The organism is Bacillota bacterium (assembly GCA_013178415.1).
Lineage (GTDB): Bacteria > Bacillota > SHA-98 > Ch115 > Ch115 > Ch115.
Genome location: JABLXA010000052.1, coordinates 1 through 3,778, shown reverse-complemented (window position 1 = coordinate 3,778; position 3,778 = coordinate 1). Strand labels below are relative to the sequence as shown.

Below are 3,778 nucleotides of genomic sequence, written 5' to 3'. Positions count from 1 at the left end.
ATCACACGCTCAAACAACTATGAATATGTGCAATTGGTCAGGTCATACCGGGAGAATGGCGTCGTTAAACACCAGGTCGTCCTCAACCTGGGCAGACTGGATATGATCGAGAACAACCCCAGCTTCCAGCGCCTTGCCCTGCGTTTGCAGGAGCTGTCGAAAGCAAAGCAAAGGCAAGTCCTCGACCTGAACAAGGTATCAGAGGCCGAAATCCTCAACTGGGGTTACCTCATATATCGAAAACTATGGAAGGAGTTTGATTTACACGAATTCTTGCCATCCCTTACGAAAAACACGAAGGTGCAGTTCAGTCTGGAGGACGCCAGTTTCCTGATGACCATTCAGCACCTGTTAAACCCCATGAGCAAACTGGGAACTTTCAACCACCAGGAGCGTTATGTGAACATGCCGGAGGTAGCGCTCAATCACATCTATCGGTCTCTGGATATCCTCTGCGACCATAAAGAACGGCTGGAACAGATGATCTTCCATAAGAACCGCAGCCTGTTCAACATGCAGGTGGATGTGGTGTTCTATGATGTCACGACCTTTTCCTTTGAGAGTGTGAGGGCTGATAGCCTGAGGGATTTCGGTTTCAGCAAGAACGGCAAATTCAATGAAGTACAGGTAGTCATGGGGCTTTTGCTTGACTGTGAAGGCAGGCCTGTTGGATATGAGTTGTTCCCAGGGGATACCTTTGATGGCAGCACCCTGGAGGCTGCTCTTGAGAAACTGAAGGAGAGGTTTGGCATCCGCAGGGTGATCATTATCGCTGACCGGGGGATCAACAGCAAGCTAAACCTGAAGCGGATAGCTGGCCAGGGATACAGCTACATCGTCGCCTCCAGGATAAAGAACATGAAAAGGAGCGTTCAGGAAGAGGTCTTCTCTGGAGGCTACCAGGAGATGGCCTCCCCCGGGGCGGACCCGGAGGAGAGGATTCGCTACAAGGTGATCGACTACGTTAACAAGGTTAAGGATGAGGAGGGAAGGGTCTGGGAGTTAAAAGAGAACCTGATCATCACATATTCCCCCAAGAGGGCTCAAAAGGACAGGGCCGACCGGGAGAGGATGATTGAAAAGGCCAAGTCCCTTCTGGAGGACAAGTCGAAGATCAAGGCCAGCAACAAGCGAGGTGGGAAGAAGTATCTCAAGGAAGTAGAGCCGGGCTGTATCGACTGGGTTTTAGATGAGGAACGGATTAGGAAGGATGAGAGGTTCGACGGGTATTACGGTATCCAGACCAATGAGAAGACCATGAGTGTGAAGGATGTGCTGGCAGCATACCACGATCTATGGAAGATTGAAGAATCCTTCCGGATTATGAAGTCGACTCTAGAAGTGCAGCCGATCTTCCACTGGACTGAGCGGCGCATAAAGGGGCATTTTGTGGTTTGTTTTCTCGCCTTTCTGCTTGCCCGCACCTTGGAATTCAAGCTTCGGAAGGCTGGGGTGGAGGCCTCGGCAGATGCGATCCGGGAGGCTGTGAACTCCATGAACTTTGCCAGGGTAGAGATTGAGAGGAATGGGTATCTCATTAAGACCAAAGGGACTGATCTGAGCAACAAGATATTGCGTTTGCTACGCATCAAGCCACTGCCGAATATTTCACCTGCCGATGAATTCCAGAATTTGGGGTTGTAGTGGCAAAATGTACATTCCCAAAAAGAACTTTTCAGGTTTGATGCGGGTTCGGACAAGGTCAACTGATAAACTCAAGACAAGGCCGATAGTATAGCTCTGTTTGCTTATAAGGCCGCGCGCGAGAGAGTTGGGCTGGTAGTCCATCTCCTTCGCTAGCTCGAGAATGCGTTCCCGGAGCTCCCTCCGCACGTAGCCCCTGCCGCTTATGGCCCTGGAGACCGTAGCAGGCGACACACCAAGGCGTTTCGCTATCTCATAAATGGTGGTGATCGTAAATCACCTCGACAACAAAGCTCATAATGTGCAATGGATTTCATATTAGATTTATTCGACGCCCCCTCAATAATTCCTTCTTGTGTCGTAAAATTTTTTACGCCCACACTTGATAAGGGAAATCCATTCTATTATGAGAAATCGGTTGCTTAGGCTGGCTGGATTTCGAGGGAAATGGCAGGAATTGAAATACATCGTCCTGAAGGGGGGTTATAGTCATGCTGGACTTATCGCCACCGTCTTCTTTTCTTCGTCCACCCCCTCCAAGAGGAGGAGCGCAACGAAGCCGTCTACGAGCTTTGATGCGGGTTCACTGGTCACAACCAGGACGCCTATCCCAACCACCTCTGCTGCAAACTCAGCGGCAAGCTCGATAAGGCCCTTTGCAGTTCCCCCGCCCTTCATGAAGTCATCCATTATGAGAACCCGTGCACCGGAAGTAAGCGCCCGGCGAGCGAGAGACATGGTTTGAATGCGCCGGGTTGAACCTGAGATGTAATTTATGCTGACGACGGGGCCTTCAGCGACCATGGTGTCACGTCTGGCAATAGCAAGGGGTACATTCAGGGCTGCCGCGGTCATAAAGGCAAGGGGAATCCCCTTGGTCTCCATCGTTAGCACATAATCAGGGTGCAGGTCAGCGAATTTTGTAGCAAACACCCTCCCCGCATCTGCCATGAGGGACGGGGAGAACAGGATATCTGCCATATAGATAAACCCCCCGGGGAGAATCCTCCTGGGATCGGACATTTCTCTGCATAGTCTCTGGACCACATTTTCTACCGCTGCCTCATCCAGATAGGGCACGAATCGTACCCCTCCCGCGGCCCCAGGAACGGTCTCCACCCTCCCAAGTTTCAGAGCCTCGAATGTGCTCTTCACCATGGCCACATCCTCGCTGGTAGTGGACTTGGCCGCCTCGAAAAGCTGGGCAAAATGACTCAAGGAAATCAACCTATGCGGATGCTCCAGGAGCTCCTTTGTGATTGCTATCAGGCGTTCGTTCCTTCCCAGTTTTTCCAAAAGGGTCCCTCCTCCCGCTTCCAGGCTTCCGGAAACTACCTTGAAAAGAAAATGATCCAGTGTCTCGTGGGCGGCATTTTCACTGTCAATGGTGCCGCTCTAGCGTCATATGAATCTAATCCTGCTCGCGCGTTCCGCCAAGAAGAGACCTCACGAGCTCTAGGTCGCTCGGCTTATCTACGTCCAACGCAATTTCCGGGTAGGACGACTCAATGCCAACACCTCTTATGCCCACGAGCCTCTCAAACCTCTCCTCCACATCGCGGACGGCAAGCCTGCCCAAGAGAAACTTCACTATGCACTTGAAGCCGAGGACACTACCCAGAAGCCAGGGCCTCTTCCGCATGGCAATGGCCTTTTCCATCAGGTATTCATAGGCACCGATCGCCTTGGGGTTCAAAAGGGCGATGTTACCACCCGTGAAGGTACCGTCTACAAGCCTTTGATAAGTCCTCTTCATCCCGGGGAACTTCGCCTCATTTGTTTCCTTCCGTATTATAGAATACCATACTTCCGCTGGCTTCTCGGTGCACCTGTGGAGAAAGTCATCTATGGCTTCACCAGTGATGAGAGGCACATCAGCAGTCACTATCAGCACATTTCCCTGAGGATCTAGAGTCTCCACCCCCCTCCGGAGGTTCGCAAGAATCGAGTCCCCTCGCTCTACAACTCTAACCTCGAGGCCCGAAAGCGCATCCTCCAGCGCCTGCTTCGGCCCTACTACAGCTATATCACGGATGCCTCGGGCTCCTTTCAGTGCCTCTACCACATATCGGACCATCGGTTTTCCATTTATGTCAATCAGAGCCTCATACACTGCAGGGTCATATTCCCGGAG

General features: G+C 51.7%; 4 protein-coding genes. 1 reads left to right on the top strand and 3 read right to left on the bottom strand.

Features of this window, described 5'->3' with window-relative positions:
- Positions 1-1,644 carry an IS1634 family transposase gene (locus tag HPY52_17065; GenBank protein ID NPV81945.1) on the top strand — a complete coding sequence of 548 codons (1,644 nt, stop codon included), beginning with the start codon at positions 1-3 and terminating at the stop codon, positions 1,642-1,644.
- Here HPY52_17065 and HPY52_17060 read toward each other — a convergent pair.
- From HPY52_17060 to HPY52_17050, 3 genes are all read right to left on the bottom strand, one after another.
- Complete coding sequence (locus tag HPY52_17060; GenBank protein ID NPV81944.1) at positions 1,609-1,878, bottom strand: LacI family DNA-binding transcriptional regulator; 270 nt, start codon at positions 1,876-1,878, stop codon at positions 1,609-1,611. The genes HPY52_17065 and HPY52_17060 overlap by 36 nt on opposite strands.
- 255 nt (positions 1,879-2,133) lie before the next feature.
- Complete coding sequence (gene purR, locus HPY52_17055; protein ID NPV81943.1) at positions 2,134-2,940, bottom strand: pur operon repressor; 807 nt, start codon at positions 2,938-2,940, stop codon at positions 2,134-2,136.
- A gap of 115 nt (positions 2,941-3,055) precedes the next feature.
- The coding region (locus HPY52_17050) for an NTP transferase domain-containing protein (protein ID NPV81942.1) at positions 3,056-3,778 on the bottom strand (723 nt) is incomplete at its 5' end.